Below are 7,492 nucleotides of genomic sequence, written 5' to 3' on the forward strand. Positions count from 1 at the left end.
AGTCTTTGTCCGGGGCGAATTTTCCGCTCATCGGGAAGATATCTATGTTTTAACCTCAAAAAGTCCCGTCGACGCCTTACTTCAGTCAAAGTGTTTTGGGAATTTGCTCAAAGTAGTAACGTATGGAAGCAATAGTACCCATGTCCACAGACATTTCTGACCTGACGAACATCACTGGTTTCATCGGCGCGTGCCTTGTTGATAGTGATTCCGGCCTGATGCTGGCCTCCGAAACCGGAACCGGCAAACTGGACCTTGAAGCAGCTGGTGCTGCAAACACCGAAGTTGTTCGTGCGAAGAACCGCGCGATGCAAGCTCTCGGTCTGAAAGACAAGATCGAAGACATCCTGATCACTCTGGGCACGCAGTATCACCTGATTCGCCCACTGATCGAAAACCCATCTGTCTTCATCTACGTCGCTCTTGACAAGAAACAGGCGAACCTTGGTATGGCGCGTCTGAACGTTAAGAACGTTGAAGCTACTATCAAAATCTAAGTCGACACCGTGTTAGGCGCGTAACCCTCTGATCTTTGGGGGGTTTACCCCTGGTGTGACTAGTCAAAACATATCCTGACAACCGGTATTTCTGGTTGTCAGGATATAGGGGGAAAGAAACGTCTATCTTCACGCTTCTTCTGTTTCACCCTTCATCCATGGTTGAGTAAAGAGGTGTCAAATGTCGCAAGATCAGGCAGCGAAAAACCAACGCCACCAAGGTTTTGATGAGCTTAATGTTTTTTGGTCCAAGCTGGATGCGCTTGAGACTGCTCTGACAGGATTCTCCGAAGACGCTCTTAGCTTTGTCGAGGATCCGATCGAGCGCACACTCGAAAAAATCCAATCATTCGAACCATCGGTCAGCATTATCGGTCAGGTTAAGGCCGGTAAAAGTACTTTGATGAACGCATTGATTGGCGAAACAAGCCTTTTGCCTTCGGATGTAAACCCTTGGACTTCTGTGATCACGGGCATCCATCTGAACAGCCGTCGTCGCCCGCCCAATACACGTGCACTTTTCCGTTTCTTTGACGCTCATGAATGGGACCGCCTGGTAACAACCGGCGGCCGTCTTGGCGAAATGGCGAATCGTGCTGGTTTTGAAGCGGAAGCCGATGACGTGAAATCGCAGGTGCAGAAGATGCGCCAAACGACCGAAGAGCGTCTGGGTGACGAGTTTGAAAAGCTACTCGGCTCCAGCCACGCCTTTGAGACGATCGAAAAAGACACGATCGACCGGTATATCTGCTATGGCGATCCGGACGATGCCGAAGGTGGAATCGACGAAGGGGTCTATGCGGACCTTACGAAGTCTGCCGATCTTTACATTGATCTTCCGAACTATCCCAAAGGGCTGTGTCTTCGCGATACGCCCGGCGTGAACGACACGTTCATGATGCGTGAGCAGATCACGTTGAACGCGATCAGCGAAAGCCGCGTTTGCGTTGTGGTTCTGTCGGCGCATCAGGCGTTGTCGACGATGGATATGGCTTTGCTGCGCATCATCTGCAGCGTTCAGGCCCGTGAGGTTCTGATCTTCGTCAACCGTATGGACGAATTGGTCGCCCCGCAGGAAGAAGCGCCGAAAATCCGTGCCAGCATTGAAAAGACTCTGGAGCGTTTGGGCGCTGGTCAGGGCATCGAGATTCTGTTCGGCAGCGGGTATTGGGCGAACCATTCGATTGACGACATCTGTGACAAGATGAACCCTGCCAGCCGCGCGTCTTTGGAGGCGTTCTTTGCGGACAGCGGTGCCGATCTGAGCGATCCTGCGGTTCTGCGCGAAAAGGCCATGGAAGCGTCTGGTGTGGAAAGCCTGCACCGCGCGATTGCCAAGCGTATTGTCGAAGGCCCGGGCAAGGCGATCCTTAAGGACGTCAATAACGAGCTCGATAACATCGTGCAGATGACCGAAACGGTTATCTCGATGGCGGACCGCAAGGTGCCTGTCGCGCAGAAGGCGGATGTTAACCGTTTCGAGATCACCGATAGCCTAGCCGAGTTGCGCCTGAACATCCTTGAAACCTTTGACAAGGACGCCGCATCGGTGCGCGAAGGGCTGCGTGAGCGGCTTGTCCGTGCGCAGCAGGCGTTTGTTGTTTCTGCGCTTGAGGCACTTCAGTCGCACGTCAACACGCATGGCGAGTTTGATTCATGGAATCATGAGCCAACCAGCTTGCGTATGATGATGCGCACGGCGTTCACCTCGTCCTGCACGAAGCTGCGCCGCAAGGGTGAAGAGCGTCTTGAGGATGTTCTGGACGGTGTTCAGGATATTCTGCAGGGCGACTTGGGCATTTATCAGGATGATTCTGGCGTTGAATTGCCAGAGCAGCCCGAAGTGAAATCGCCGACAAACCTTGCGAAAACCCTTTCTCTGGATCTTCAGGGTCCATGGTGGCGCAAGTTCTGGCGCTTTGGCGGCAAGAAATCCGCCAGCAAGCGTTACAAGGCGTTGATTGAATCCGAAACCGATCCTCTGATTGATGAGTTGCTGACCGACTTCTTCGACCCTGCGGTCGAAAGCACACGTGATGTGATCGTCGATTTTGCCATCGATCAGAACAAATTTGTGACGGCCATTCTTGAGTGTATCGATGATGGTGCGTCGGTGTCGCGTGACGCCAAGACTGATCTTGGAAGGATCGTGGCATGACCAATAAGAAAACACGCCCAGAAGCACCTGCAGAGGCCGCACCCCGTGCGCGCAAGCCGCGGATCATGGTGGCTGGTGAGTTCAGCTCGGGCAAAACGCAGCTTATCAATGGTTTGCTTGGCGCGACTGTCCTGCCTTCGAATGTGACGTCTACGTCTCTGCCTCCGATCTGGATCGTTGGCGAAGACGTTTCTTCGTTCCGCTTGGGCACCGATGGTGAAAAGCAGCAGATTGAAACGCTTGATGGGGTTTCTGTTACGGATACCAGCTTCTGCTTGTTGTCCAATCCTGCTCCGATTTTGGAACATTTCGACGTGATCGACACGCCGGGCAACTCGGACCCTAACATTCCGCCGGAATGCTGGGAGCGGATGCTTGAGTATGCTGACGTGGTCATCTGGTGCACCAATGCTGTGCAAGCTTGGCGGCAGAGTGAAAAGTCGGTCTGGAATGAGATGCCCGAGCATCTGACAGAGAATTCCACGATTTTGATCACCCACGCAGACCGGATGCCTGACGAACGCTCCACGCAAAAAGTGATGCGTCGTGTTAAGCGCGATGCGGAGCCGTTCTTCTCCCATTTCCTGATGGGTTCGTTGCTGAATCAGGAAGATCTTGCTGCGATCTCAGATCATCTGATTGAGCTGAGTGCCTCGTTGAAGGATTGCCCTGGTGCCGAGCAGCCGCATGTTGATGCCGCCCGTTTGGAAGGCAAAGCCAAGAAGCCGCAGGGTGTAAGCATCCAGCCACGTCGGGTGAAATCAAACAAGGCCTCTGGTTCGGTTGCTGACGAGGCACCTGTTGTGGTTGCTGACGAAGCACCTGTCGCGGTTGTTGAAGAGGCACCTGTTGTGGTCACGGACGAAGCGCCAGAGCCGATGGTTCTGGAGGCTGACATGCAGGTGGATGACCTCGACACGTCGGGCATCATCAAGCTGTTTAAAATGGATGATGGGCAGCCAGCCCCAGCGCCGGCGCCTGCACCTACGCCTGCCGAGGCTTCAAGCGAAAGCACCGAAGAAATTGATTTGTTCAACTTGTTCAATGAGCAGGTTGAAGGTGACGAAGGCGATGCTCAAGAGCCAGAGATATCTACTCTGGTTCAGAAAAGCATCGAGACTCCATCGGATGCGGGGCCAACCCGGAAGATGTGGGAACGCATTACCTGGCGGCAGGATCTCAGCGATCCGGCCACTTTGTCAGCTTGCGTCGACGCATTGATCGAAGAGGTCGACAGTCTTTTGCAAAGCACTGCGGATGACGACGAAATGAGTGATGAATTTAGGCCGGAGAACTTTCTTAGACTGAGAAATGCCGCCGGCGGAAAAGAACAGTAAATCGTACCAAACCAAGATTGAATCAAGGTTGAGTAAAGCACGCAGATGATCGTGTTCGGGAGTTAGCAATGCAAATCGCACCGTTGCAGAAACAAGAACTGGAATTTCTTCGCAGCACGTTGAAGAATCTTGAAAGCGTTGTCGGCCGTGACACGCGGTCGGGGTTCCGGGTGCTGAGTGAACGGCTGGACCAATGGGCGGCGAAAGTTGCTGTGATCGGTCAGGTTAAGGCCGGGAAATCCACCTTCTTGAACGCGTTCCTGCACCAGCACGATTTCTTGCCATCTGATGTGAACCCATGGACATCCGTGGTGACGAACATTCGCATCAACATGACCAATGAGCCTGCCACAGGCGCTTCGTTCGAATTCTTCGACGAAGCTGACTGGACAGAGATCATCGAAGGGTCTTCGAAGGTTCGCAAGCTGACAGAACAGCTTTTGCCGGGCTTTGATTCTGATGTGCTTCGCCGTCAGACCGAAGAGATGAAGGACCGTGCGCAGCGTCGCTTGGGCAAGCATTACCATGCTCTTCTGGGCACAAGCCACGACTATGACTTCCTGACCTCTGACCTGCTGAAGCGTTATGTTTGTGCCGGTCCGGGTTCTGATGACGGGTTGGATCGTGAATCGCTTGGCCGGTATGCTGCGATTACCAAGGTTGCCAATGTTTACATGAACCTGCCGGAATTCCAGGTTCCTGTGATTCTGACCGACACGCCGGGCGTGAATGACCCATTCTTGGTGCGTGACGAGTTTACCTGCCGCAGCCTTGATAAATCGGATGTCTTTATTGTTGTGCTGTCCGCGCACCAGGCGCTGACCGATGTGGATGTTGCGTTGATCAATATCCTTGCCCAGCAAGATTCCAAAGACGTGATCATCTTCATCAACCGGATTGATGAGCTTGATGATTACAGCACGCAGGTGCCGCGGGTTATCAACGATGTTTCCCGGCGTTTGACCCGTGCGATTCCAGATATGGAGTTCACGATCCGTGCCGGTAGTGCCTTCATGGCGGATATCGCGATGCGCGGTGACGAAGAATCTCGCATGATGCGCGATCAATTGGATACGCCGCAGCTTCATGCTTATCTTGAAGAAACTTATGGCGAGGTTCCTGAGGATCAGGTGGATCGTCTGATCATGGCGTCTGGCCTTGATGATGTGAAACGCACGCTGTCCACGGTTATTGATAACGGTGTTGGCTGTCAGCAGCTGAACCAGATTCTGGAAGATACCCGTGCTGAAATCAGCGGCGCGCAGTTCATCACCAAGCGTGAGCGTAATTCTGTACAGATGCAGGTTGAGAAAATCGGCGTGCAAAACTCCGGTGACGCGGTCGCGCAGCTGGAAGCCGAAATCGCAGCCATTCAGGCGGTTCAAAATGACGTCGAAGGGTTGTTTGAAGCCGCGAACGACCAGATTGACAAGATCGTCACCAAATCCTGGAGTGCTTTGGAGCAAAGCCTGAACGCCTCGATCGAGCGATTTGTTGATGATCAACGCCCCGCTTTGAAAGAGCGTCTGCTTCGCGACACGGTGAATGGCAAAAAGTCCAAATCGCTGGCGATTGATCTGATGCCTCTGCGTGAAAGCCTCGATAAAGAGATCAAGAAAAACTACACCAAGTCGCGGGCGGGTACTGATGTTGTGCTCAACAACTGCCTAGAGGCTTGCCGTATGGCGATCACCAACAAGCTGGATACGCCCACGGATGGGATATCTTTGAACGATCTGCCTTACGAAGAGTTCGTTTCTACGCTGACCCTTTCCAAGAAGTCGCTTGATGTGGCGCTGATTGCGGACCGGGGCTGGGCGTTTTGGAAGCGTTCATCGATTAATATCGAGAAGACCCTTGATGCGATGCGCACGATTGCAGCTGCTGAACTGCGCCCCGCCATCGAGAAGATCCTGAAAGCCTTTAACGAAGCACAGGTTGAGCATGCAACGGCAGGGTGTTCGCGCATCCGGGTTATGCTGCGCATGATCGATACAAGCATTGCGGAACGCACACAGCGCTTCAAAAAGGATAAGCGTCAGCTGGAAGAGGTGTCCAACGATCCTGATCGTCTGGTACATATGTCCCACCGACTGCAAAGTCAGCTTGAGGTATTGGAGCGTCGCCTTCAGCACCTTTCGATTACAGACAGTACGCTTTCCAAGGCAATGTTGCCTGACGCTGCTTAAGGAATATTATTATGTCTATGTCCGTTGCCGATCTCGGCCCGTCGTCCAGTGAGGCGGCCTCTGCCCCTGTACGTGTTGTTGTCTGCGGGGAGATCAGCTCGGGTAAATCGACAGTTATCAATGCGCTTTTGCGTGAAAATGTTGTGCCGAACTATTTTGGCGAAAGCTGGCGGCCGACCATTCTTGTTTACTATGACAAAGAGCCTGGGTTCTTCGTTGAGTACCTGAATGGCGACCGTGTTCAGGTTGAGTCTCTGGAAGATTGCGAGCGTTTTGAAGAGATTGCGCTGTGCATCATCTGCAGCGACCAGCCTCACATCAAGGGATTTGAAATCGTCGAGGTTCCGTTCTTCCACGACGGAGAGATCTCGGAAGATACGCTGTCCTTCATGTCGACTGCGGATGTTATGATCTGGGTTACCATCGCGTCTCAGGCTTGGCGTTTGACGGAAAAGACAATCGTAGAGCAGCTTGCCGAAGCACGTCCAAAGCATTCTGTGTTGGCTGTGTCTCGTGCGGATAAGCTGCGCAGCGCCAATGATTTGGGGCGTATTAGTGAGCGCCTGCAAAAAGAAGCCGGTGAACATTTTGAAGATAGCGTGTTCATGCGCGGGGCCAGCGCTCTTATCGCGGGGTCGAAAGAGTCGGACAAGGCTTGGGAAGACACCAGCGGCGGGGTGCTTTCTGAACTGTTGAACGGCTATGCCGAGGGCATCCGCGCGGCTGCGCAAGCCAAGCCAGAGCCCGTGGTCACACCCGTGGAAGCAGAGGTAGAAGAAGCCCCTGCTGAGACAGCTGAAATCTTGGCCTTCGACCGCAAACCGGCGCCTCAGGCCGCCGCTTCTGCTGCCAATGCAGAAACCTACGCGCCGCTGAAAGCCATTATTGAAACCATGCACGGCGTCATCTCTGCTGGCGTGTTCTCTCAACAAGATATTGCGGGCATCGTTAACCTTCATGGCGACGATGACGTGGCCAAGATCACCGCGCAGGTCTGTATGGCCTGCCTTGATGATCAGCGGAAAAACTATCGCTACGACGGTGTCGAGCCGGATGTCGCTGAGTCTCAGATCACCATGAAAAAGCACCTTCTGGTCTTCCACACGTTCAAGGAAACCAACACGGTCGTGTATATCATGTGCCAGACCGACAAAATGAACCCAGGCATCGTACGCACCGCATTCGGAAGAATCTGCAAAACATACGAAACAATGATCTGAGGCGCGAGCCGCTCTACAGCGATCGTATTAATAGAATGCGAAGACCAAGTAGAGCGACCAAGCAGCCCCTGATCTAAGTGATCTGAGCGCG

5 protein-coding genes are annotated in these 7,492 nt (G+C 53.3%); all 5 read left to right on the forward strand.

The window, feature by feature from the left end; translation table 11 throughout:
* Positions 1–140: 140 nt before the first annotated feature.
* The 5 genes from COL8621_RS18845 to COL8621_RS18865 all read left to right on the forward strand — a co-directional run bounded on the left by COL8621_RS18845 (position 141) and on the right by COL8621_RS18865 (position 7,401).
* A complete protein-coding gene (locus COL8621_RS18845; RefSeq protein WP_093968983.1) occupies positions 141–497 on the forward strand; it encodes a roadblock/LC7 domain-containing protein in 357 nt (118 codons plus the stop codon).
* A gap of 181 nt (positions 498–678) precedes the next feature.
* Positions 679–2,655: a dynamin family protein gene (locus COL8621_RS18850; RefSeq protein WP_093968984.1), complete on the forward strand. Its 1,977-nt coding sequence runs from the start codon at positions 679–681 to the stop codon at positions 2,653–2,655.
* Entirely contained in the window at positions 2,652–3,992 is a 1,341-nt protein-coding gene (locus COL8621_RS18855; protein ID WP_093968985.1) for a P-loop NTPase family protein, read from the forward strand. Before COL8621_RS18850 ends, COL8621_RS18855 begins: the two co-directional genes overlap by 4 nt.
* Before the next feature lie 68 nt (positions 3,993–4,060).
* The gene (locus COL8621_RS18860) at positions 4,061–6,181 is read left to right on the forward strand and encodes a dynamin family protein (protein ID WP_093968986.1); all 2,121 of its coding nucleotides are present in this window, start codon (positions 4,061–4,063) and stop codon (positions 6,179–6,181) included.
* Positions 6,182–6,192: 11 nt separating this feature from the next.
* Positions 6,193–7,401, forward strand: coding sequence for a dynamin family protein (locus COL8621_RS18865; protein ID WP_093968987.1), 1,209 nt, complete (start codon positions 6,193–6,195; stop codon positions 7,399–7,401).
* Positions 7,402–7,492: the final 91 nt, after the last annotated feature.

This window comes from Actibacterium lipolyticum (assembly GCF_900184935.1).
GTDB lineage: Bacteria > Pseudomonadota > Alphaproteobacteria > Rhodobacterales > Rhodobacteraceae > Actibacterium_A > Actibacterium_A lipolyticum.